Annotated in this window: 20 protein-coding genes; 18 read left to right on the forward strand and 2 right to left on the reverse strand. The window is 42.3% G+C overall.

Features of this window, described 5'->3' with window-relative positions; all coding sequences use genetic code 11:
- Positions 1 to 40 precede the first annotated feature (40 nt).
- Positions 41 to 2,656 (reverse strand): bifunctional uridylyltransferase/uridylyl-removing protein GlnD, encoded by a 2,616-nt coding sequence (glnD, locus tag HRT96_RS16315; protein WP_293158858.1) that lies wholly within the window; start codon positions 2,654 to 2,656, stop codon positions 41 to 43.
- 110 nt (positions 2,657 to 2,766) lie between these two features.
- Positions 2,767 to 3,606, reverse strand: a complete 840-nt coding sequence (map, locus tag HRT96_RS16320) for a type I methionyl aminopeptidase (protein WP_293158860.1) — start codon at positions 3,604 to 3,606, stop codon at positions 2,767 to 2,769.
- 482 nt (positions 3,607 to 4,088) lie between these two features.
- Here map and rpsB point away from each other — a divergent pair, with 482 nt between their 5' ends.
- From rpsB to tilS, 18 genes are all read left to right on the forward strand, one after another.
- A complete protein-coding gene (gene rpsB / locus HRT96_RS16325) occupies positions 4,089 to 4,817 on the forward strand; it encodes a 30S ribosomal protein S2 (RefSeq protein ID WP_293158862.1) in 729 nt (242 codons plus the stop codon).
- Between the two features lie 109 nt (positions 4,818 to 4,926).
- Positions 4,927 to 5,805 (forward strand): translation elongation factor Ts, encoded by an 879-nt coding sequence (gene tsf, locus HRT96_RS16330; protein ID WP_293158863.1) that lies wholly within the window; start codon positions 4,927 to 4,929, stop codon positions 5,803 to 5,805.
- 76 nt (positions 5,806 to 5,881) lie between these two features.
- Complete coding sequence (pyrH, locus tag HRT96_RS16335) at positions 5,882 to 6,619, forward strand: UMP kinase (protein ID WP_293158864.1); 738 nt, start codon at positions 5,882 to 5,884, stop codon at positions 6,617 to 6,619.
- Between the two features lie 153 nt (positions 6,620 to 6,772).
- Entirely contained in the window at positions 6,773 to 7,330 is a 558-nt protein-coding gene (gene frr / locus HRT96_RS16340; protein WP_293148347.1) for a ribosome recycling factor, read from the forward strand.
- Positions 7,331 to 7,399: 69 nt separating this feature from the next.
- Complete coding sequence (gene uppS, locus HRT96_RS16345; RefSeq protein ID WP_293158866.1) at positions 7,400 to 8,170, forward strand: polyprenyl diphosphate synthase; 771 nt, start codon at positions 7,400 to 7,402, stop codon at positions 8,168 to 8,170.
- Positions 8,171 to 8,229: 59 nt separating this feature from the next.
- Positions 8,230 to 9,126 carry a CDP-archaeol synthase gene (locus HRT96_RS16350; protein ID WP_293158897.1) on the forward strand — a complete coding sequence of 299 codons (897 nt, stop codon included), beginning with the start codon at positions 8,230 to 8,232 and terminating at the stop codon, positions 9,124 to 9,126.
- 12 nt (positions 9,127 to 9,138) lie between these two features.
- Complete coding sequence (gene ispC, locus HRT96_RS16355) at positions 9,139 to 10,335, forward strand: 1-deoxy-D-xylulose-5-phosphate reductoisomerase (RefSeq protein ID WP_293158898.1); 1,197 nt, start codon at positions 9,139 to 9,141, stop codon at positions 10,333 to 10,335.
- The gene (rseP, locus tag HRT96_RS16360) at positions 10,332 to 11,687 is read left to right on the forward strand and encodes a sigma E protease regulator RseP (protein WP_293158899.1); all 1,356 of its coding nucleotides are present in this window, start codon (positions 10,332 to 10,334) and stop codon (positions 11,685 to 11,687) included. The genes ispC and rseP overlap by 4 nt, the downstream gene beginning before the upstream one ends.
- A 36-nt stretch (positions 11,688 to 11,723) precedes the next feature.
- Positions 11,724 to 14,180 (forward strand): outer membrane protein assembly factor BamA, encoded by a 2,457-nt coding sequence (gene bamA, locus HRT96_RS16365; RefSeq protein WP_293158901.1) that lies wholly within the window; start codon positions 11,724 to 11,726, stop codon positions 14,178 to 14,180.
- 76 nt (positions 14,181 to 14,256) lie between these two features.
- Entirely contained in the window at positions 14,257 to 14,754 is a 498-nt protein-coding gene (locus tag HRT96_RS16370; protein ID WP_293158903.1) for an OmpH family outer membrane protein, read from the forward strand.
- Positions 14,755 to 14,822: 68 nt separating this feature from the next.
- Positions 14,823 to 15,833 (forward strand): UDP-3-O-(3-hydroxymyristoyl)glucosamine N-acyltransferase, encoded by a 1,011-nt coding sequence (gene lpxD / locus HRT96_RS16375; protein WP_293158905.1) that lies wholly within the window; start codon positions 14,823 to 14,825, stop codon positions 15,831 to 15,833.
- A gap of 31 nt (positions 15,834 to 15,864) precedes the next feature.
- On the forward strand, positions 15,865 to 16,320 hold the full coding sequence (gene fabZ, locus HRT96_RS16380; protein ID WP_293158907.1) for a 3-hydroxyacyl-ACP dehydratase FabZ: 456 nt from the start codon (positions 15,865 to 15,867) through the stop codon (positions 16,318 to 16,320).
- Entirely contained in the window at positions 16,320 to 17,090 is a 771-nt protein-coding gene (gene lpxA / locus HRT96_RS16385; RefSeq protein ID WP_293158956.1) for an acyl-ACP--UDP-N-acetylglucosamine O-acyltransferase, read from the forward strand. Before fabZ ends, lpxA begins: the two co-directional genes overlap by 1 nt.
- Positions 17,091 to 17,115: 25 nt before the next feature.
- Positions 17,116 to 18,291, forward strand: a complete 1,176-nt coding sequence (lpxB, locus tag HRT96_RS16390) for a lipid-A-disaccharide synthase (RefSeq protein WP_293158909.1) — start codon at positions 17,116 to 17,118, stop codon at positions 18,289 to 18,291.
- 1 nt (position 18,292) lies between these two features.
- Complete coding sequence (rnhB, locus tag HRT96_RS16395; RefSeq protein WP_293158911.1) at positions 18,293 to 18,892, forward strand: ribonuclease HII; 600 nt, start codon at positions 18,293 to 18,295, stop codon at positions 18,890 to 18,892.
- Positions 18,893 to 18,974: 82 nt separating this feature from the next.
- Positions 18,975 to 22,454 (forward strand): DNA polymerase III subunit alpha, encoded by a 3,480-nt coding sequence (dnaE, locus tag HRT96_RS16400; RefSeq protein ID WP_293158913.1) that lies wholly within the window; start codon positions 18,975 to 18,977, stop codon positions 22,452 to 22,454.
- A gap of 66 nt (positions 22,455 to 22,520) precedes the next feature.
- Positions 22,521 to 23,471, forward strand: a complete 951-nt coding sequence (gene accA / locus HRT96_RS16405; RefSeq protein ID WP_293158915.1) for an acetyl-CoA carboxylase carboxyl transferase subunit alpha — start codon at positions 22,521 to 22,523, stop codon at positions 23,469 to 23,471.
- A 127-nt stretch (positions 23,472 to 23,598) separates the two neighbouring features.
- Positions 23,599 to 25,029, forward strand: a complete 1,431-nt coding sequence (tilS, locus tag HRT96_RS16410; protein ID WP_293158958.1) for a tRNA lysidine(34) synthetase TilS — start codon at positions 23,599 to 23,601, stop codon at positions 25,027 to 25,029.

A 25,029-nucleotide genomic window follows, 5' to 3' on the forward strand; every position in this document is an offset into this window, starting at 1 on the left:
GTTGTTTCAAAGAAAATTGTCATTGTTATTTTCAGCGTAATTAGTTATCGGCCAATTCGGTGATCAGATTATGGCGTAATTCTGCTTGCTGTTCTGGTGAGAGCGGTTGATTGTTATGACCCGAAATAATAAAGAAATCTTCTGCGCGTTCACCAATCGTTGAAATTTTGGCATTATGCAGCACAATATTTTCGGAGCTCAAAATAGCACTGATCCGGGCCAGTAATCCTGGGGTATCTAAGGTGATGATCTCGACAAAGGTACGTTTTTTCTTGGTGGCTAAAAACGTCACTTGGGTTTTTACTGAGAACGGTTTTATTTGCCGTGGAATACGCTGTTTTCTTAATATCGGCGCTTTACCTATCTTTAACACCGCCTCTAATGCTGCTTGCAATGCATAGACACGATCCGGGGCGAGGAAATCACCGGTTTGATCCAAGATCACGAAACTATCGAGTACATAACCATTACGGCTTGAGGTGATTTTCGCATCATGAATGTTTAAGTTTTTATTACCTAAGGTAGATACAGCCGAAGCGAACAAATGCTTATTGTCTTTGGCATAGATAAACACTTCATTACCACCGCGGGTACTATTCTGACTGATTAGCACCAAAGGAAGTGTCGGGTCCTCATGATTGAGGATACCTGTGGTATGCCAACAGATCTGACTTGGATCATTACGCAAAAAGTACTCAGAACGGAATGTGTTCCACAATGCTTGGATCTGCTCGAGACTAAAGCGGCTGTTTTCTAAAAAGGCCAACGCTGTATCTTTATTATTGCGGATCCTGAATTTAGCATCCAGCGGATTTTCTAAGCCGCGACGCAAAGCTTGCTGCGTTAAGAAGTACAATTCACGCAGCAGTGAACCTTTCCAATTATTCCATAAGCTATCATTAGTGGCACAAATATCCGCAACAGTGAGGCAGTAGAGGTAGTTTAAATGTTCTTGATCACCAATGGTTCGGGCAAATTCGGTAATGATCTCGGGATCATGAATATCACGGCGTTGCGCGGTGACCGACATCAATAGATGGTATTTGACCAATCGGGATACCATTTTTCGGTCGGCCTTGTTGATCCCGTGCTTCTTACAGAATGCACGTGCGTCTATGGCCCCTATTTCGGAGTGATTACCTTTTTGGCCTTTGCCTATATCATGGAAAATAGCCGCGATGAGTAATAATTCTGGCTTTTCTAAACGCGGGTATATCTCACAGCATAATGGGTGAGTTACTTTGGTTTCGTCGCGTTTAAAGGAATCAATAATTTTGACTAAACGATGAGTGTGTTCATCAACAGTATAGTTGTGGAATAAATCAAACTGCATCTGCCCGAGAATGCGACTCCACTGTGGTATATAGGCGGCGATGACACCATACTTATGCATTAAGGTAAGTGCTAAACCACTCGCATTAGGGTGTTTAAGTAGCTGCATAAATTGTTCACGGCATTCGGGAATATCTTCTAACCACATCGTTAGCTTGCGTCTTGCATCGCGTAATTCACGTATAGTAGCGGCATAAATACCTGTGATATGTTCGTTATCGGCAATATGATAAAACAACTCAATAATCGCTCTGGGACGACGGGTAAATAGATCGGTGCTGGTGGTATCTATTAAGCTGCCGCGCAGCTGAAAGTCCGCGGTGATATTACGCACATCCATCCCCACGTGTCCGAGGATCGCTTGGTTAAATAGCTGTAACAGCATTTCATTGAGTTCGGTAACGCGACGAATTGTTTGGTAGAACTGCTTCATCATAGTTTCAACAGCCTGATTGCCTTCACCGCTATAACCGAGTGCTTCAGCGACCGTGGTTTGTCTGTCGAAGAGCAGGCGGTTATCACAGCGTTTTAAACCAAGGTGCAGCGCAAAGCGCACTCGCCATAAGAAATTCTGGCAACCTTCCAGCTCGTGGTATTCACCTTTGGTTAAAAAACCATGATTGGTTAATTCTAAGAAACTGCTCGAACCGAAATGGCGACGGGTGATCCACAAAATAGTTTGTAAATCGCGTAACCCACCAGGGCTGCTTTTAAGGTCAGGTTCTAAATTATATGATGAGCCTTTGAACTGGTGATGACGCGCAAGCTGCTCTTCATGTTTGGCTTGGAAAAAATCTTGGCTTGGCCAAAATGTCTCAGGATCAATGATATCCTGTAATTGTGCGTAAGTGTCTTCAGAACCTGTGATCAAGCGCGACTCTAAGAGGTTGGTCGCAATCGTGATATCCGCTAGCCCTTGTTCTAAGCATTCATCAATGGTGCGTACGCTATGACCCACCTCTAAACGTAGATCCCATAACATGGTGATAAAGAGTGATATTGCTTGCTCTTGCTCTGGTGTTAAGACGGATGCAGTGGTGATGAGCAAGTCTATGTCTGATTTAGGATGCAATTCGCCACGACCATAACCACCAACCGCGACGAGTGCTAATGCCGGATGAGTCGAGAGGCTGAATTTTTGCCAAAGTCGATTGAGTAATTGATCCATGTATTCTGCACGGCAAGATACTAACGCAATAATATCATCACCATCAAAGAAGCGTTGTTCAAGCCAGGACTGAAATTCTTGCATGTGTGATTTACAATGACTAAGTGTTAACTCTTCATCTGAGAGTAATGCGGGAACATATTGAGTTGGATCCATGCGACGCCTTCCTGGAGTTCGATAGAAAAATGGGAACCGCAGGGTGCAGTTCCCATGTTTACTGATGATAAAAATAGCGTTTATTTACGACTCGTTTTAAGGTACGTGTACTAGTTCTTCAAGATACGTGGGATTGTTTCTTCATCACGTAATGTCATAATTTCACAACCGTCTTTAGTGACAACGATGGTATGTTCCCATTGTGCTGAATTTTTATTGTCTTTGGTTAATACCGTCCAGTGATCATCGGCAACGTGGTTGTGCTTTTTACCCGCATTGATCATCGGTTCAATCGTGAAGCACATACCTTCTTTAAGTATTAGGTTCTGGTTGCTTTCGTTGAAGCGTGATTTGTAATGTAATACTTGTGGTTCTTCATGGAATTTTTCACCAATGCCGTGACCACAATATTCTTCTACGATGGAATACTTGCGTGTTGGGTTGGCTTTATTGTGAGACTTGATTTTTTTCTCAATGATCTCGCCAATGCGGCTTAAACGTGTACCCGGTTTTACTTGACGTAAACCTTCGTATAACGCTTCTTGTGAAATGCGGCATAATTGCTTATCACGTGGTGACACCTCTCCAATTAAAAACATCTTTGAGGTATCGCCATGTAGGCCATCTTTGATCACGGTAATATCCAAGTTAATAATGTCGCCATCGACTAATGGACGATCACTTGGTACACCATGGCAAACAACGCTGTTAATTGATGTGCAGATCGATTTTGGAAATGCAGTATCATCATTTTCATCGTAGCTTGGGTAAAATAATGGTGCTGATAATGCGTCGTTTGCTAAAGTGAATTCATGGCAACGATCATTTAACTCCTGAGTGGTCACCCCGGCAACTACAAACGGTTCTATCATTTCTAGTACCTGTGCAGCTAAACGGCCTGCAACGCGCATTTTTTCGATTTGATCTTCAGTTTTAATGATTACGCTCATTTTTCACTCTTCAATATATAGGTGTTTTGTTTTATAGCTATGATTGTAACGCTAATGCGAGTGATAAGCATAAATTTTTCTCTGATACTCGGGTGCTTATTCACGTTATTACTATTTATAGGTATTTAAGACAGAGACATAATTAATTTTATGACGAGAAATATTGCTATAACCCGTTAAAATGAAGCATGCGTGTTACGTTAAATCTCGAATTTTGCGGTAAAAAGAGCACCGCAAAATTTGTGCTATTTATCTAAATATGGTATAAAGCGCGCAATGAATTTAGTAAATGTCAGTAACTGGTTATTTATTAAATCTCATACACATAAATTTATATAAATCACACACACATCGTCACATTTGTCGGGGTGCTTTTATTTTGTTTGTTAATTGCCTGCTTTAGCTCGCTTTTAGTTAGAAATAAAGGTCGAAAAAATGGGATGTGTGGAGGCCTAACCCCATACAAATTTAAGGAATTTAAAATGTCTACAGTATCAATGCGCGATATGCTACAAGCCGGTGTTCATTTCGGTCACCAAACTCGTTACTGGAACCCTAAGATGAAGCAATACATCTTCGGTGCTCGTAGTAAAGTACATATCATCAACCTAGAGCAAACTGTTCCTCTATTCAACGACGCACTTGCTTTTATCAAGAACGTTGCGGACAAAAAAGGTAAAGTTCTTTTCGTTGGTACTAAAAAAGCTGCTGGTGAAACAATCAAAGAAGCTGCACTTTCATGTGACCAGTTCTACGTTGATCACCGTTGGTTAGGCGGAATGTTGACTAACTGGAAAACAGTTCGTCAATCAATCAAACGTCTTACTACTCTAGAAGCACAAGCACAAGACGGTACATTCGAGCAACTTACTAAGAAAGAAGCTCTAATGAACACACGTGAAATGATCAAACTAGAGAAAAGCCTTGGTGGTATTAAAACTATGGGCGGTTTACCTGATGTTCTTTTCGTAATCGATGCTGACCATGAGCACATCGCTATTAAAGAAGCTAACAACCTAGGTATCCCAGTAGTTGCTATCGTTGATACTAACTCAAACCCAGACAACATTGATTTCGTTGTACCTGGTAACGATGATGCGATCCGTGCTATCAAACTTTACGCTGGTGCAGTAGCTTCATGTGTAAATGAAGGCCGTAATCAAGACATCGCAGCACAAGCTGAAAGCGACTTCATCGAAGAAGCTAAATAATACAGCTTTTCGATTTAATCGATGCTCTTATTAACTAAGTGCACTATTTAGTTAACAGGAGCCGTATGGCTCCTGTTTTTTTTTGTATAAGAAATTGAGGAAATTACCCATGGCAATTACTGCTGCAATGGTTAAAGAACTGCGCGAACGTACAGCTGCAGGCATGATGGATTGTAAGAAAGCTTTAGTTGAAGCTGAAGGCGATATGGAACTTGCAATCGAAAATATGCGCAAATCAGGCGCTGTAAAAGCGGCTAAAAAAGCGGGCCGTATTGCTGCTGAAGGCGTTGTAAAAACTAAAATTGCTAACGGCGTTGCTGTTCTAGTTGAAATCAACTCAGAAACAGATTTCGTAGCAAAAGATGTAAGCTTCCTAGCATTTGCTAACCAAGTTGTTGACGTTGCTCACGCGGGTGAATTTAACACTGCTGAAGCACTACTAGCTGCTAAATATGACGCTGAATTAACAGTTGAAGAAGCGCGTGCTAACCTAATTTCTAAAATTGGCGAGAACATCAATGTTCGTCGTTCAGTTATAGTTAAAGGTGATAACATGGCGTCTTACATACATGGCGGCACTATCGGTGTTGTTACTGTACTTAAAGGTGGCGATGAAGCATTAGCTAAGAAAATTGCTATGCACGTAGCAGCAGCTAAGCCTGAATTCGTTACACCTGGAGATGTGCCTGCATCTGTAGTTGAAAAAGAACGCGCTATCCAAGTTGAAATCGCTGTAAACAGTGGTAAGCCTCAAGAAATCGCTGAGAAAATGGTTGTTGGCCGTATGAAGAAATTCACTGGTGAAGTTAGCCTTACTGGTCAAGCTTTCATCATGGAGCCGTCAAAAACTGTTGGTCAACTTCTTAAAGAAGAAGGCGCAGAAGTTGTAACATTTATCCGCATCGAAGTGGGTGAAGGTATTGAGAAAGCGGAAGATGATTTCGCCGCTGAAGTTGCAGCTACAGTAGCAGCAGCGAAAAAAGCATAATTTAATTATTGCTGAAGATTAATACAGACCGCGGCTCAGGCTGCGGTTTTTCCACAATTAGGATAAAGAGATCATTATGACTACCAACCCGAAACCTGCATATCGTCGTATTTTATTAAAGCTTAGCGGTGAAGCGCTGATGGGAGACGAGAATTTTGGTATTGACCCTAAAGTGCTGGACCGCATGGCACAAGAAATCAAAGAAATTGTTGAGTTAGGTGTTCAAGTTGGTTTGGTTATTGGTGGCGGAAACCTATTCCGTGGTGCAGGTCTGGCTGAAGCGGGGATGAACCGTGTAGTGGGCGATCACATGGGCATGTTAGCAACTGTGATGAATGGCTTAGCAATGCGTGATGCACTTCACCGTGCTTATGTGAATGCTCGTTTAATGTCTGCAATTGAATTACGTGGCGTATGTGACAGCTATAACTGGGCTGAAGCAATTAGCTTATTAAAAACTGGCCGAGTAGTAATTTTCGCTGCGGGTACGGGTAACCCATTCTGTACAACGGATTCTGCTGCGTGTTTACGTGGTATCGAAATTGAAGCTGACATTGTATTGAAAGCAACAAAAGTTGACGGTGTATACTCGGAAGATCCAGTGAAAAACCCTGATGCTGAATTTTACGCTACTCTTGATTATCGTGAAGTTGTAGAAAAAGAACTTAAAATCATGGATTTATCTGCATTTACCATGGCGCGTGACCATGATTTACCGATGCGTGTATTTAACATGAATAAGCCAGGTGCTTTACGTCGTGTTATTATGGGTGAAGCTGAAGGCACATTGATTTCAAATCAAGCAAAGAAATAAAACTGGATCTCAAATTCAGTAAATAAATACAATAGTTTAAAGTTTAGAGGGATTATAACAAGACCTCTAAATTGAATTGATTTACACTAAATAAGTAAATTCTCATCGATAAAGCAATGCTGACCATTGCTCGACAAATTTAAGGAAGACGTTGTGATCAACGAAATTAAAGATGACGCTCAGGCCCGTATGGGCAAAAGTATCGACGCATTGAAAAGTCAACTATCTAAAGTTCGAACTGGCCGTGCACACCCAAGTATCCTAAACGGTATTACCGTTTCTTACTACGGAACTAATACACCACTTAACCAAATCGGTAACGTTGGTACTGAAGATTCACGTACATTAAGCATTACTGTATTTGATGCAACAATGGTTAAAGCCGTAGAAAAAGCAATCATGATGTCTGATTTGGGTCTTAACCCACAGTCTGCTGGTACTAATATTCGTATTCCATTACCTGCACTTACTGAAGAACGTCGTAAGAGCTTAATTAAAGTTGTACGTGCTGATGCTGAACAAGGCCGTGTTGCTATCCGTAACATCCGTCGTGATGCTAACGGTGATATCAAAGCACTACTAAAAGAAAAAGAAATCGGTGAAGATGATGATCGCCGTGCACAAGATGAGATCCAAAAAATGACTGATACCTGTATCAAGCAAATTGATACTATATTATCAGACAAAGAAAAAGACTTAATGGAAGTGTAATTTACTTTACGCTTTTTAAGACGCCGTGTTTCGATACGGCGTTTTAATTTTTAATGGATAATGATCGTAATGGTAAACTCAACTGAACTTGAAACGTTAGTTAATGACTCTAAACCTAAGCACGTTGCTATCATCATGGATGGCAATGGTCGTTGGGCGCAGCAGCGTGGCAAAATGCGTGTTAAGGGCCACCACGAAGGTGTTAAGTCTGTTCGTCAAGTTGTGAGTAGTGCATTAGCAATCGGGATCGAGTCGTTAACGTTATTTGCGTTTAGTAGCGAAAACTGGCGTCGCCCGGAAGCGGAAGTTAGTATGTTAATGAAATTATTCATGACAGTGTTAACGCGAGAAGTTAAAAAGCTGCATAAGAATCAAATTCGCCTAAAAATTATTGGTGATGTCTCTGCATTTAGTTCTGCCATTCAAACCAAGATTTCTGAAGCTGAAGCGTTAACGTGTAATAACACCAAACTAACGCTCAATATCGCGGCCAACTATGGCGGTCAATCTGATATAGCAAATGCCGCTAAACAGATTGCTATCGCGGTTCAAAGCGGTGAAATAAGCTTAGATCAAATTGATGATAAAATGCTGGGGCAACATATTGCTATGGCAGAACAGCCAGCCGTCGATTTGATGATCCGTACTGGTGGCGATCACCGAATTAGTAACTTTTTGCTGTGGCAGTTAGCTTATGCAGAATTATATTTCACTGACATCCTATGGCCAGATTTCGACAATATTGCCTTTGAAGATGCTATTTTTAATTTTGTGAATCGAGAACGTCGTTTTGGCGGCACTGGCGAACAGGTCAGAGCTATTTTAATAAAGCAGCAATAAATACATATAAATAAACGCTTAGATAGAATTCTGGGCGTTTTTTAATAGGAGCACAACTTTTGCTTAAGCAACGAATTACCACCGCATTAATTTTAGCGCCATTAGCGCTTGCAGCTATCTTTCTGTTACCTCTACAGTGGTTTGCGCTTGCCATCGCGGGGGTGTTTATCTTAGCCACCAAAGAGTGGGCGGTATTGGTCGATAAACATAACAGTAAATTACCGAATGCGCTCATTGTGGGCTTCTCACTTATTCTGGGTGCGACATTATTAGTTATTCCACCCGATGTGCGTAATATCTGGCACGTCAGTAATGGCGAAATAGTATTGGTACCGTTAGTCAGTGGTATTTTAGTTGTTGGGGCTGTGTGGTGGTTAATTTGTGCTGCGTTAGTGGCTACGTATCCAAACAGTGCCAAAGCATGGACTAAAAATACCCTGGTGAAAGTTGTCCTTGGTCTGGTGACCTTGGTGCCGTTTTTCTGGGCGATGTTAGCTCTACGCTCTTATGATTATGCCCACGACCAGCTGTCGGGTGCATGGTTAGTCATGCTAGTGATGTTCTTAGTATGGGGCGCTGATTCGGGTGCTTACTTTATCGGTAAAAAATTCGGCAAGAACAAACTGGCGCCAAAAGTGAGCCCTGGTAAAACGCGCGAAGGCTTTTTTGGTGGTATTGTGGTATCAATGATTATTGCGCTAATTGCTGCAGTTGTGATGGCCGTTTTACCTTCAGGGGAACTTGATAGCAGTAAGCTTGTCATAGTCCTGTTCACGTGTTTTGTTACGTCAATTTCATCAACATTAGGTGATCTTAACGAGAGTATGTTCAAACGTGAAGCGGGTGTAAAAGACAGTGGTACCTTATTACCCGGTCACGGTGGTATTCTTGACCGCATTGATAGCTTGACGGCTGCATTACCGGTATTTGCTGTTATTTACTTAGTTTGTTTTTAAAGGAGCGTTATTGTGATTGGATTAACGATACTGGGTGCTACTGGCTCAATTGGTAAAAGTACCCTTGCAGTTATTCGTCAAAATCCTGAACGCTTTCGGATCCAGGCTTTAACCGCTAATCGCAATGTTGCTGAGATGCTGGCGCAATGTTTAGAATTTAAACCTTGCTATGCGGTGATGCTCAATGACGTTGCGGCAGCTGCGTTGGCGCAACAACTAAAATCACTTAACTGTGCTACGGAAGTGCTGTCTGGCATGGACGCGTTATGTCAGGTTGCCGCGCTTGATAACACTGACATGGTGATGGCTGCTATTGTTGGTGCCGCAGGGCTTATGCCAACCTTAGCCGCCGTTCGTGCCGGGAAACGTATTCTGCTTGCCAATAAAGAAGCGCTAATAATGTCTGGCGCATTATTTATGGAAGAAGTAAAAGCCAGTGGTGCTGAATTATTACCGATCGATAGCGAACACAATGCAATTTTCCAAGCTATGCCGCTGGCGGTACAAACTAACCTGGGTTTTTGTGATCTGGTTGCAGAGGGCATAAGTAAGATCTTATTAACCGGTTCTGGTGGTCCATTCCGTTATAGCGAGATTGCTGATTTAGCTGCGGTTACACCAGCACAAGCTTGTGCACATCCGAATTGGTCAATGGGTCAGAAGATCTCCGTTGACTCCGCCACCATGATGAATAAAGGCTTAGAATATATTGAAGCTAAGTGGTTATTTAATGCTGACGAAGCGCAGATCCAAGTTGTTATTCATCCCCAGTCTGTTATCCACTCTATGGTGCAATATACAGATGGTTCGGTAATCGCACAAATGGGTGAACCAAATATGTGCACCCCAATTGCCCATGCTATGGCTTATCCGCAGCGTATTCCTTCCAGTGTTAAACCTCTCGATTTTTTCGAAATGGGTGAATTGACCTTCTTGAAACCTGATTATGCGCGTTACCCTTGTTTAAAATTAGCCATTGATGCTTGTTATCAAGGCCAAGCGGCCACGACAACATTAAATGCAGCAAATGAAATGGCGGTAGACGCTTTCTTAACTGGGCAGATTGGTTTCACCGATATTGCCCGTGTAAACTGTACCGCCTTAGATGGGATGACTGTTTCTGAACCTGATAATATTGATGCATTGGTTGATATCGATGCAATGGCGCGAATCGACGCACAACAAATAATAAACAGAGTAGCAAAATGATATCGTCTTTATGGAATTTAGGTGCATTTATTGTTGCACTGGGTATTTTAGTTGCTATACACGAATTTGGTCACTTTTGGGTAGCGCGTCGCTGTGGTGTTAAGGTATTACGCTTCTCGATTGGTTTTGGTAAAACGATATGGATGCGCACGGGTAAAGATGGCACCGAATATGTGATCGCAATGATCCCGCTTGGTGGCTTTGTTAAGATGCTCGATGAGCGTGTTGATGACGTACCTGAAGCATTAAAATCACAATCATTTAATCGTAAACCTGTGCTAGCGAGGATCGCTATTGTTGCCGCTGGGCCGTTAGCAAACTTCGCGTTAGCGATTGTGGCGTTTTGGCTTATGTTCATGATTGGCGTGCCGAGTGTAAAACCGGTGATTGGTGAAGTTGCTCCGCATTCTGTTATGGCAAAGGCGGGGGTGACCAATAAAGCGATTATCACCGCGATTGATGGACAAGCAGTTCAAGATTGGAATGATGTTAGTCTTAAATTAATTGAACACATGGGCGAGCCTTCGATGGCGATGCAGTTATATCTTGAGGACACTAACTACACTGTATCTCGACAAGTTGATTTACGGGATTGGCAATTTGATCCGGAACGTGAATCACCGATTAGTAGTATGGGGTTAACGCCTTATCGACCAGCTGTGAGTCAAGAGTTAGCGGAAGTCATTAAAGGCAGTGCGGGCGAAAAAGCGGGTCTATTAGCGGGTGATAAAATCATTGCCGTTGAGCAGCAAGCTATTGATGATTGGTCTGTGTTAGTTGCCATAATCCAGCAAAGCCCTGATCAAGTGTTAGCTGTCACTATCCTTCGCAATGGTCAACAGTTAGCATTAAATGTGATACCAACAGGCAAACCTGGCCCCGATGGTGTGTTAAAAGGCTATTTAGGGGTTGCGCCTGTTGTAGCCAGTTACCCCGAAAATTATCTTGTTGATATTCAATATGGTATTCTAGATTCGGTACACCAGTCTGTGGCGCGAACTTGGCAGCTTACTGCGCTGACATTTAAGATGATTGGTCGTTTAGTGACCGGTGAACTTTCGCTGAATAACTTAAGTGGACCGATTTCTATTGCCAAGAGTGCTGGTGCTAGTGCTGATTATGGCTTGGTTTATTTCTTAGGTTTCCTTGCCTTGATTAGTATTAATTTAGGTTTAATGAATTTAATGCCACTGCCTGTACTGGATGGTGGCCATCTAGTGTATTACACATTTGAATTGATCACAGGTCGACCTGTATCTGAAAAGATCCAAGAAGTCGGTTTTAAAATTGGTTCAGTCATGATTATGCTATTAACGGGACTTGCCTTATTTAATGACTTTGCTCGTTTATAAGTCATTGAATTGCGTTTTAGGGATTATTTACTCAGAATGATAATAAATAAATATTTAGTTGGCGTACTATTTTCAAGTGCTTGCTTATTTACCAGTACGGCAGCAACTGCAGCTGTAAATAACTTCATTATTGAAGATATTCAAGTCGAGGGCTTACAACGTGTCACGCTAGGTGCGGCATTATTGAATATCCCATTGCGAGAAGGCGATAGCGTCAGTAGCCGAGATACCGCGTTAGCTGTAAAAAAACTCTACGCATCAGGTAATTTTGATGATATTGAATTGTATCGTGACGGTGCGACGCTCGTCTTTAAAGTAACTGAATTACCGACTATTAGTAGTATTGAGTTTGTGGGTAATGAAGCGATCCCTGAAGAACAATTACAAGAAAGCCTTAGTTCATCCGGTATTCGTGTTGGTGAGCCTATCGATCGTACTATTATTCGTTCTGTCGAGCAGGGGTTGCAAGAATTCTATTATGGTGCGGGTCGTTACAGTGCGCAAATTAACACCATTATGACCCCTTTACCACGTAACCGTATTGACATTAAATTTAGTTTTGTTGAAGGTAAATCAGCGGAAATTAAACAACTTAATATCTTAGGTAACACCGTTTATTCTACGACAGAATTGAAGCGATTATTTGAGCTGAGTGATGTTGTGCCTTGGTGGAATTTTATGGCTGATCAGCAGTATCAAAAACAGCTGCTCGCTGGTGATTTAGAAAAACTACGTAGTCATTATGTTGATAACGGTTATATCCGCTTTAAAACGGAGTCAACACAAGTATCAATGACGCCAGATAAACAAGGTATTTATATCACCCTTAAAGTGAATGAAGGTGCGCAATATAAGCTGGGTAATATTATCTTAACGGGTGACCTACTAGACAAAGAACAAGCGTTACGTGGTTTATTAGCACTTAACTCTGGTGAGTTATACAGCGGTGCAAGTGTAACGGCAACGGAAGAAAGTCTCAGTCGTTATTTAAGTCGTTTTGGTTACGCTTATCCAAAAGTATCTACTTATCCAGAAATCAATGACGAAAAACATACCGTTAACCTCACCATTGCTGTTGAGCCGGGTCCACGAATTTATGTACGTCGTATTAACTTTGCCGGTAATGACGTCACTAAAGATGAAGTATTACGTCGCGAAATGCGTCAAATGGAAGGTACTTGGTTATCTAACCGCTTAATTGACCGTTCTAAAGTTCGTCTAAATCAGCTTGGTTTCTTTGAAACAGTCAATACCAATACGGTACGAGTACCCGGTGAGATGGACGTGGTTGACGTTAATGTGCAAGTGAAAGAACAGCCTGCCGGTTCATTTAATGCAGGTATTGGTTATGGTTCAGAGTCCGGGTTAAGTTTAAATGCCGGTATACAACAGGATAACTTTTTTGGTACAGGTAACAAAGCGGGTATTAGTGTCAGTACTAATGACTACTCGACAAATGCCAGCTTAAATTATACCGACCCATATTTTACGGTTGATGGCGTGAGCTTCGGCGGTAAGGTTTACTTCACGGATTTTGAAGCATCAGAAGCGGATATTGTTGATTATAACAACCGTACTTATGGTATATCGGGGTCCTTAGGCTTTCCGGTCAACGAAAATAATACCTTAAGTTTTAGCTTAGGTTATGAGTGGAATAAGATCTCGCAAACTACGACGTATGCTCAAACAGAGCTCTTTTGGAACATTTATGATGAGCAGCGTGATACGGATGGTAACTTTGTGGTATTCCAGGGCTTTGATGTGTCAGCGTCTTGGCGCCGCCGTACCTTAAACCGCGGAGTATTTGCGACATCGGGTTCAGAACAAAAAGCGAACTTTACCATGACGGTACCGGGTTCGGATGTACAGTATTTTAAAATGAGTTTTGATAACAAATATTATGTACCGTTATCAAGCAATCACCGTTGGTCAATATTGATGCGTGGCCGCGTAGCTTACGGTAATGGTTATGGTAAAACAGACGGTGGCAGTGATCATATCTTACCGTTTTATGAAAACTATTATGCCGGTGGTTTCTACTCAGTGCGTGGTTTTAACAGCAATACCATTAGTCCAAAAGGTATACAGACGACCCCAGGTACAGGTAATAATAGCGGTAATGAAAAATATGTAACAACGGACTCTTCCGTTGGTGGTAATGCCTTAGCAACAGCCAGTTTGGAACTTATTTTCCCAACACCATTTTTAAGTGAAGAATATGCCAACCTAGTGCGTACTACAGTGTTTGTTGATGCGGGTTCAGTATGGGATACTGAATTTAATTCAAGTGACTATCGAAGTGAAGACTGTGAGAAAGGTTGTGAATACTTTGGCGATTATTCTGATCCTGCGCGATTACGTGCTTCTGTGGGCGTTAGTTTGCAGTGGTTATCACCAATGGGGCCGTTAGTATTCTCACTGGCCACGCCATTGAAAGAGTACCAAGGCGATAGAACCGAAGTCTTTACTTTTAATATCGGTACCACTTTCTAAGCTAACTCATATTGATAAAGTGCGTACTTTCAGCACTGAAAGTACGCTTTAAATTGAAAATTCACTAGGGACTAAAATGAAAAAATTTATTAAAGCAACGGCATTGGCACTCACTCTAGGTGCATCATTTACTGCAAGTGCAGCGGGATATGCGGTTGTTGATGCAGGTAAGATCTTACAACAATTACCACAACGTGAAGCGATTGGTAAACGTTTAAACGAAGAATTCCAAGTGCGAGCTATCGAACTGAATAAATTACAAAAAGAGTTAGTATCATTAAACGAAAAGCGTCAACGCGATGCGGCATTAATGACCTCACAAGAACAAACTAAACTGGTTCGTAAATTAGAAGAGTTAAATGCGCAGCTAAAATTAAAAGGTAGAGCATTTAAAGAAGATCAGCAGCGTCGTGGTCAAGAAGAAAATAACAAGTTGTTAGTATTATTACAAAGCGCGATTGAAACAGTTTCTAAGCGTGAAGGTTATGATCTTGTGTTCACTAAACAAGCCGTGTTATTTGTCGATCCAAAATTAGATATCTCTGACAAAATAATACAAGAATTAAGCAAGTAATTATATTTTACAGCGCAACAAATGTAGTAAAATAGCAGCAGAATTTTTATTGAATAGAAAGGTTTCACATGGCAATGACGTTACAACAAATAGCAACGGCAATTCAAGCTGAGTTACACGGCGATGGCAGTATCGAGATTAGTAGCATTAATTCGATGCAAAATGCACAGCCAGGTAGTATTACTTTTTTAAGTGATAGTAAATACAGCGCCCAATTAGCGACAGTTGCAGCGTCTGCCGTTATTGTTAAACCGGATGATCTTGCCGCATGTAATACCAATGCATTGGTCATGAAAAACCCCTATGTTGGTTTTGCTTTAGTGGCACAGTTACTTGATACCACACCAGCACCAGCTACAGATATCGCCCCGAGTGCGGTGATTGCTGAAGATGTGGTGCTGGGGGATAATGTGGCTATTGGTGCTAACGCGGTTATCGAGACTGGCGTAACACTTGCAGATAACGTGATAATTGGTGCCGGCTGTTTTATTGGTAAAAATAGCCGCATTGGTCAGAGCACTAAATTGTGGGCAAATGTTACTATTTATCATGATATCACCATTGGCAGTGATTGCTTGTTCCAAAGCGGCACTGTCATCGGTGCCGATGGTTTTGGTTATGCCAATGATGGTGGCCGTTGGATCAAGATCCCACAACTCGGTCGTGTTATCATTGGTGATCGCGTTGAGATTGGTGCGTGCACTACGATCGATCGTGGCGCATTAGATAATACCATTATTAGCGACGGCGTGATTTTAGATAATCAATGTCAAGTCGGGCATAATGTAGAAATAGGTGAAAACACCGCGATCTCAGGTGGTACTCTGTTAGCAGGAAGCTTAAAACTAGGTAAACAATGCATGATTGGTGGAGGTAGTGTTATCAATGGTCATATGGAAATAACCGATAACGTTAATATCACAGGTATGTCGATGGTAATGCGTCCGATTGATAAAGCGGGTCTTTATTCATCGGGTATTCCGGCACAAGCCAATCGTGAATGGCGTCGTCAAACTGCCCGTATAATGAAAATTGATGATATGCATAAACGACTATCTAAATTAGAAAAAGCTAAATAAACAAAGCTTCTTTGCTACAGGAATGAAAATTTTGAGCGAACAAAAAAATACAATTGAAATACAAGAAATCATGTCCTTTCTACCACACCGGTTCCCGTTCTTACTGGTTGACCGTGTATTGGATTATGTACCGGGTAAGTCGATACATGCAATTAAAAATGTATCGGTAAATGAGCCACAATTTACCGGCCATTTCCCAACGAACCCTATTCTACCGGGTGTTTTAATTTTAGAAGCCCTCGCACAGGCTTCGGGTCTGTTAGGTTATAAATCTGATGGCGGCCCTAGTGATAATGAACTGTATTATTTTGCCGGTATCGATAAGGCGCGTTTTCGTAAACCTGTGGTGCCTGGCGATGTAATGCATCTACATATTGAATTAATTAAAGAACGCCGTGGTATTGGCTTTTTTACTGCGATTGCAAAAGTTGACGGTAAAGTAGTTTGTGATGCGGAGATCATGTGCGCAAGACGAGAGGCCAAATAGTGATCCATGAAACAGCTATTGTGCATGAAAGCGCAAAAATTGGTAACAATGTAAAAATTGGTCCTTGGACTACCATTGGCGAAAACGTTGAGATTGGTGATGATTGTGTGATCGCTTCTCATGTGGTTATTAATGGTCCTTGTAAAATTGGTAAGGGCAATCGCTTTTTCCAATTTGGTTCAATTGGTGAAGAGTGCCAAGATCTAAAGTACGCGGGTGAAAACACCCGTCTTGAGATCGGTGATAACAACGTGTTCCGTGAAGGCGTTACCATTCACCGTGGAACAGTACAAGACCAAGGTTTAACCAAAATTGGTAGCAATAGCTTGTTTATGGTGAATGCGCATGTTGCGCATGATGTGATCATCGGTGATAACTGTATTTTTGCTAACAACGCGACATTAGCGGGTCACGTACACATTGGTGACTTTGTGATCTTTGGTGGTCATGCTGCGATCCACCAATTTGGTAAAGTGGGTTCTCATGCCTTTATTGCCGGCGGTTCGGTTATCATTAAAGATATTCCACCGTATGTAATGGCATCGGGTCACCATGCGAAACCTTTTGGTATTAATTCTGAAGGCCTTAAGCGCCGTGGTTTTGATGCTGAGGCAATTAAAGCCGTTAAGCGTGCTTACCGGGTATTATTCCGTCAAGGTAATACCGTAACCGAAGCGTTAGTTGCATTAGAAGAAAGTGCCAATGAACAACCCAGTGTTGCTTTGTTTACAGAATTTTTAAAAACCAGTGAACGTGGTATTATTCGTTAATCGTATTCTTTATAGATAGCTTACAATGACAACGAAACCATTACGTATTGGTATTATCGCCGGAGAAGTCTCCGGCGATATTCTAGCTGCCGCCCTGATCAAAGAAATTAAATCCCGTCACCCTGATGCCATTTTCGAAGGTATTGCTGGACCTCGCATGCAAGCGCTTGGTTTTAATACACTGTTTGAAATGGAAGAGCTATCTGTATTTGGTCTAGTGGAAGTGCTGGGTCGATTACCACGATTGTTTAAAGTAAAACGGGAAGTTCTTGCCCATTTTAAACAAAACCCGCCCGATATCTTCATTGGTGTCGATGCACCCGATTTTAATATTCCCATTGAATTAAACTTAAAAGCAAACGATATAAAAACCGTACATTATGTCAGCCCTTCTGTTTGGGCATGGCGTCAAAAGCGTGTATTCAAGATTAAAAAAGCCGTGGATATGGTGCTCGCCTTTCTGCCATTTGAAAAAGCATTTTATGATGAATATGATGTACCCTGTCGCTTTATTGGCCATACTATGGCCGATTCCATTCCATTGGAAGGCGCGGATAAACAGGCTGCTATTGCAGAACTAAAACTCGATCCTAAGCAACGTTACGTGGCTATCTTACCGGGTAGCCGTGCTGGTGAAGTCGGACTATTGTCGGCAAGTTTTTTAGAAACAGCTATTTTATTAAAACAACGTTTTAGTGACTTAAAGTTTGTTGTGCCGATGGTGAATGAACAACGTAAAGCACAGTTTCTCGCGATTAAGCAAGAAATAGCCCCGGAGCTTGAGGTGATCGTGCTCGATGGTCATGCGCGTGAAGCAATGGCGGTTGCAGATGCGGTACTCTTAGCATCTGGTACTGCCGCGCTCGAAACCATGCTGATGAAGCGTGCAATGGTGGTGGGTTATCGTGTTAAGCCGATTACGTATAAGATCATGCTGCGCTTGATGAAAGCACCGTTTGTGTCATTACCAAACTTGTTAGCAAAAAAAGAAATTGTCGCCGAGCGTTTACAAGATGATTGCCAACCCGAGATATTGGCAGACGAAATGGCCAAACTATTAGAAACAGACAATGCTAAACTGATGGCACACTTTACCGAGCTACATAAATTGATCCGTTGTGATGCGGATAAGCAAGCTGCGGATGCCGTGCTTGAATTGATTAATGCTAAAAATAATGCAACGCTAAAGACAGGTAAATAATATGTATGATGAAGTAATTTACCCTGAGGGGAAACTTGTTGCTGGTGTTGACGAAGTAGGTCGCGGCCCATTAGTCGGTGATGTTGTCACCGCTGCTGTGATATTAGATCCTAACAATCCTATTGTGGGGCTTACTGATTCAAAAAAATTAAGTGACAAGAAGCGTCAATTGCTCTTTCCTGAGATTAAGGAAAAAGCATTAGCGTGGAGTATTGGTCGTTGCAGCCCAAGTGAGATTGATGAACTTAATATCTTACAAGCAACTATGGTGGCAATGCAGCGTGCGGTTGCTGGACTTGCTATGCAACCAGAGCATGTGTTTATTGATGGTAATCGTTGCCCCACATTACCGATGCCTGCAGAGGCCATTGTGAAAGGCGATTTACGCGTGGCAGAAATAAGTGCAGCGTCGATCTTAGCAAAAGTAGTCCGTGATGCTGAAATGGATGAACTGCATGAACGTTACCCTGAATATGGTTTTGCGCAACATAAGGGTTATCCAACCAAAGCCCACATGGAAAAGTTAGCTGAGCTTGGTCCAACAGAAGAATACCGTAAAAGTTTTAAACCTGTGCAACGTGCGTTAGGTTTATTAAAATAAAGTCTGGTGGCTTCGCGCCACTTTACCGTTATTGTTTTTAATTTTATTTTTATCTACTCTCAATTAGCAGAAAGTCTTAATTATGGCAGAACCTCGTTTTATTCACCTGCATTTACACTCTGAATTCTCGATGGTGGATAGCTTAGTACGTATGAAACGTCTAGCGCCCCGTTTACAAGAACTCAATATGCCAGCGATCGCATTAACCGATCAAACCAATATGTGTGCCTTGGTTAAATTCTATGGTGCGATGCAAAGGGCCGGGGTTAAACCCATTCTTGGTGCGGATTTTTGGGTGCAGAGTGAAGAGTATCCAGAAGAGCAGTTTAAGCTAACCGTATTAGCCAAAGATAATAAAGGTTATAACAACATCACGGTGTTGATCTCCAAAGCTTACAGCCGTGGCCATGTTGATGGTCGAGCTATTATTGATAAAGCTTGGTTAGCTGAGCATGCCGAAGGCATTATCTTATTATCTGGTGCGCGTAATGGTGATATAGGTAAAGCTCTATTAAAAGGTAATGATGCATTAGCGCGACAGTGTTTACAGTTTTATCAAACTCATTTTGCGGATAGTTATTATCTTGAATTGATCCGTACCGGACGTCAGGATGAAGAAGCTTATCTGCACATGGCAGTTGATTTTGCCCGCCAGCATCAGTTACCTGTTGTTGCCACCAATGATGTGGTGTTCTTACATGCAGATGAATTTGACGCCCATGAAATTAGGGTCTCAATTCATGATGGTTATACACTAGAAGATAAACGTCGTCCTAGGCTATACAGCAAAGAACAATACTTACGCAGTGAAGATGAAATGTGTGCGTTATTTGCTGATATTCCAGAAGCGCTGGCTAACTCCGTTGAAATTGCCAAGCGTTGTAATGCCACAGTACGCTTAGGTGAATATTTCCTGCCTAACTTTCCAACCGGTGAACTGTCGACTGCAGATTTCTTAGTCAAAGTATCCGAAGATGGTTTAGTCGAACGTTTAGATTTTTTATTCCCCGATCCAGAAGAGCGTGAGCGCCAACGTCCTGCGTATGAAGACCGCCTCAAGATTGAATTAAAAGTAATTAACGACATGGGCTTCCCAGGTTATTTCCTGATCGTGATGGAGTTCATCCAATGGAGTAAAGACAACAATATTCCAGTTGGTCCTGGTCGAGGGTCCGGTGCCGGTTCACTAGTGGCTTATGCATTGAAAATTACCGATCTTGATCCACTGGAATACGAATTACTGTTCGAACGTTTCTTGAATCCAGAACGTGTGTCGATGCCCGATTTCGATGTCGATTTCTGTATGGATCGTCGTGACGAGGTGATTGATCACGTGGCCGAATTGTATGGCCGCGATGCAGTAAGTCAGATCATTACCTTTGGTACCATGGCGGCAAAAGCGGTTATCCGTGATGTCGGTCGGGTACTGGGTCATCCGTTTGGGTTTGTTGATCGTATTTCTAAGCTGATCCCTGGCGACCCGGGCATGACCTTAGCCAAAGCGTGGGATGTTGAACCACGTTTGGATGAAATGTATCGAGGTGATGAAGAAGTTCGCGCGTTGGTTGATATGGCGCGTATTCTGGAAGGTGTAATACGTAACGCGGGTAAACATGCTGGTGGTGTGGTTATTTCACCTACCGTGATCACTGATTTTGCACCACTGTATTGTGATGATTCAGGTAATAATCCGGTTACCCAGTTTGACAAGAACGATGTGGAAGAAGCCGGGCTGGTTAAATTCGATTTCTTGGGTCTACGAACCTTAACCATTATTCAGTGGGCACTGGATATGGCGAATCCGCATCTCGTGAAGCAAGGTAAAAAAGAAATCCGTATTGAGTCGATTGATATTACCGATCGAAGGTGTTTTGACTTATTACAGCGCTCAGAAACTACCGCGGTATTCCAGTTAGAATCGCGGGGTATGAAGGATCTGATCCGTCGTCTAAAACCCGACAGCTTTGAAGATATGATCGCGCTGGTGGCCTTGTTCCGTCCCGGTCCATTGCAATCAGGCATGGTAGATAACTTTATTGACCGTAAACACGGTCGAGAAGACGTATCTTACCCAGATGCCCAATATCAACATGAATCGTTGAAAGAAATCCTCGATCCGACCTACGGCATTATCTTGTATCAAGAACAAGTCATGCAGATTGCCCAAGTTTTATCTGGTTATACCCTCGGTGGCGCCGACATGTTACGTCGTGCTATGGGTAAGAAAAAGCCAGAAGAGATGGAAAAACAGCGTGGTACTTTCAAAGAAGGTGCGATAAATAACGGTGTCGACGGTGACCTGTCGATGAAGATCTTCGATCTGGTAGAAAAGTTTGCGGGTTACGGTTTCAATAAATCCCACTCCGCGGCTTATGCACTGGTATCGTATCAAACGCTGTGGATGAAGACCCATTATGCTTCTTACTTCATGGCGGCAGTTATGTCTGCTGATATGGATAATACCGAGAAAGTGGTGACCTTGGTTGATGAAGTGGAGCGCATGGGACTAACGTTGTTACCGCCTGATGTGAACAAAGGTTTATTCAAATTTAACGTGGAAGAAGACCATACTATTATTTATGGTATCGGTGCGATTAAAGGCGTGGGTGAAGGTCCTATTGATGCCATTATTGCCGCGCGTGAAAGTGGCGGTGAATTCTCTGATCTGTTTGATTTCTGTAACCGTGTTAATTTGAAAAAGATCAGTAAACGTATCATGGAAAAACTGATTTACGCTGGCGCATTAGATAAATTAGGTCCTCATCGCGCCGCCTTACATGCTACATTACCTGAAGCAATGAAAGCCGCGGCACAACACGCGATGGCCGAAGCACATGGTCAAAGCGACTTGTTTGGTATTTTAACTACCGAACCGGAAGAAATTGAAAGTAAGTTTGCTGATGTACCTGAATGGCCTGATAAAGTATGGCTGGAAGGGGAGCGAGAAACCTTAGGTCTTTACCTTACTGGTCATCCAATTAATCAGTATATTAAAGAAGTTAAGCGTTATTCAACCAATCGCTTGAAAGATGTAAAACCGACCGAACGTGGTAAAGTCGTTACCGCGGTTGGGTTAGTTATTTCAGCACAAGTTAAAGTGACGAAGAAAGGTACCCGTATGGGGATCTTAGAGATTGATGATAAAAGTGGCCGCTTAAGTGTGATGTTCTTCTCAGAAGCGTTTGAACGTTATGAGGAATATATCGCCAAAGATCGCATTTTAGTGATTACTGGAGAGGTCAGCTTTGACGATTTCAATGGCGGGTATAAGATGACCGCCAGAGAAGTTATGGATATTGAAGCTGCGCGAGAACGTTATGCGCGTGGTATCACATTGCAGTTAAATGCAGAAAAAATAAATGATACGTTTATGGGTAAGTTTATGGAAACACTTGAACCTTATCGTGCGGGTACTTGTCCCATAAATATAGTTTATCAACGCGCCGACGCGAAGGCTAAATTAACTTTAGGTGTCGAATGGCGAGTATCGCCCACTGATGAGCTTTTATATGAATTAGAGCTGATGCTAGGGTCGGGAAATGTTGATCTTGAATTTGATTAGTGCTGACGTTACAAGATTGTCGTCATTAGCCATTAGCCATAATATTAGATAAGGAAGCAGCGCCTCATGGCCATAAATTTTTTAGATTTTGAACAGCCGATTGCAGAATTGCAGGCTCAGATCAATGAATTAAAACTTGTGACTAACAATACTGATGATGTTGATTTACAAGATGAAATATTTCGTTTAGAAAAGAAGAATGCAGAACTAACCACAAAAATATTCAGTAATTTGAAACCTTGGGATGTCGCTAAGATGGCTCGTCATCCACAGCGTCCTTATACCCTTGATTATATCGAGCATGTGTTTACCGATTTCGATGAACTTGCTGGAGATCGTGCGTTTGCTGATGATAAAGCAATTGTTGGCGGTACCGCGCGTTTAGATGGTATGCCGGTAATGATCATTGGCCAGCAAAAAGGCCGTGATACCAAGGAAAAATTAAGACGTAACTTTGGTATGCCGCGTCCTGAGGGTTACCGTAAAGCCTTACGTTTAATGAAAATGGCAGAGAAATTCAACATGCCGATCATTACCTTTATTGATACTCCAGGTGCTTATCCCGGTGTTGGGGCCGAAGAACGTGGTCAAAGTGAAGCGATTGCACGTAACTTAAAAGAAATGGCTGGGCTTACAGTACCGATTGTTTGTACTGTGATTGGCGAAGGGGGTTCGGGTGGTGCCTTGGCGATTGGGGTTGGTGATCGCGTTAACATGTTGCAGTACAGTACTTATTCGGTGATCTCGCCTGAAGGTTGTGCGTCAATCTTATGGAAGTCTGCTGATAAAGCGCCTTTAGCTGCGGAAGCAATGGGGATCACTGCTGAGCGCCTCAAGAGCTTAGATTTGATTAATACCGTTATCTCAGAACCACTCGGTGGCGCACATAGAGATATACCTTTAATGGCTGCTAATTTGAAAGAGCGCATTAAAGCGGATCTTGCTGAGCTGACACCGCTCGGGCATGAGACATTGTTAGAACAACGTTATGAGCGTCTCATGTCATTTGGCATGTAAGCGGCTATAACGATACATTGTTATAACGCTAATCGAATAATCTTGATTAAACCGCTGATAGCTTATTAGCGGTTTTTTTATATCTATCACTTTTCGGTATATACTGTTCTGGTCTATTCTAACTGTGATGATAACTGTGGTTACTAACGTCGATCTCTTCTCAACATTTCAGCACGCGTTACACTCGTTAACGACAAAACCGATGCAGATTGTACTTGCCTATAGCGGTGGTCTTGATTCTCATGTGTTATTGCATTTACTAGCTCGCTATCAACAGCTATATCCACAACACGCTTATCTTGCGGTACATGTGCACCATGGCTTAAGTGACAATGCGGATACTTGGTTAGACCATTGCCAGCAAACTGCTGCGGCGTTAGGCATTAATTTTATCGCTGAAAAGGTGGTGCTTAATGTTGGCAGTCGAGAAAGTTTAGAAGCACAAGCGCGCACCGCCCGTTATCAAGCGATAGCAAAACATCTCAATGATGGATCGTTATTATTACTTGGCCAGCATCTTGATGATCAGCTTGAAACATTTTTGTTGCAGCTTAAGCGTGGTGCCGGTGTAAAAGGCTTGTCAGCAATGGCTGCTCAGATGCCTTTTTCATTACAAGAAAACTGCCAAATAGTTCGTCCTTTATTGATCCATCCGCAACAAGCGCTGGTGGACTATGCCAGCCAAGTACCATTATCTTGGGTAGAAGATGAAAGCAATAATGACCAGAATTATGATCGTAACTTCTTACGCCATCAAATTATTCCTAGCTTAAAACAGCGTTGGCCGGGTATTGCGCATGCCGTGCATCGCAGCGCAGAGCTCTGCGCTGAGCAGCAGGCATTAGCAGATGAAATTGCAGAAATAGATTTAGTGACTTGTGCGCATTCTTTGAGTGGATTAAATATTGCGGAATTAGCTAAATTATCAAAAATTCGCCGTAACAATGTTATTCGTTTTTGGCTTGCTGCTCAACAACTACCGATGCCAAGCCGTCACCATTTAGATAAAGTATGGTTAGAAGTAGTGAATGCCGTTGATGATGCTAATCCACAATTGAGCTGGCAGGCCGGTGAGTTTCGCCGTTATCAAGGCGTGCTTTATAATCAACAGAAATACGCGGAGCTAAAAGATGTCGTGATAAGGCTTGAACATACTAAATATCAACGTATTGTGTTACCGGACAATATCGGTTTTTTGCACTTACAAGACGCGTTACAAGCGACTACACAAGACTGCAATGGTGCTGATACTGATACTGATACTGATACTGGTAATGTAATTGATGAAGATGCCAGAGCTATTTGTTTGAAAGCGCCACTCGCTCATGAAAAGGTCACAATTCGTTTCCGCGGCGAGGGTAAGTGCCACCCTGTTGGACGTAGTGGCTCGCGCAGTATTAAAAAGTTATACCAAGAATATCAGGTAGCACCTTGGTTACGCGATCGTATCCCATTAATCTATTATGGCGAAGAACTGGTGTGTGCGGTTGGACTTTGGATTTGCAAAGGGTACGAAGCGCAAGACGGCTTATGTTGGTATGTCACTCGTGAGCGATAG

Source organism: Moritella sp., from assembly GCF_013215705.1.
Lineage (GTDB): Bacteria > Pseudomonadota > Gammaproteobacteria > Enterobacterales > Moritellaceae > Moritella.